The 255-nt window shown below is 54.1% G+C and carries 1 rRNA gene; it reads left to right on the top strand.

Features of this window, described 5'->3' with window-relative positions:
* Positions 1-255, top strand: a 16S ribosomal RNA gene (locus GTP58_RS32015); the annotation flags it as partial.

The raw sequence follows: 255 nt of genomic DNA, 5'->3' as shown, positions 1-255 counted from the left end.
GTCCAGACTCCTACGGGAGGCAGCAGTGGGGAATTTTGGACAATGGGGGCAACCCTGATCCAGCAATGCCGCGTGAGTGAAGAAGGCCTTCGGGTTGTAAAGCTCTTTTGTCAGGGAAGAAAAGGGACTGGCTAATATCTGGTCCTCATGACGGTACCTGAAGAATAAGCACCGGCTAACTACGTGCCAGCAGCCGCGGTAATACGTAGGGTGCAAGCGTTAATCGGAATTACTGGGCGTAAAGCGTGCGCAGGC

This window comes from Duganella sp. CY15W, from assembly GCF_009857555.1.
GTDB lineage: Bacteria > Pseudomonadota > Gammaproteobacteria > Burkholderiales > Burkholderiaceae_D > Rugamonas > Rugamonas sacchari.
This window is presented reverse-complemented; position numbering and strand designations above follow the sequence as displayed.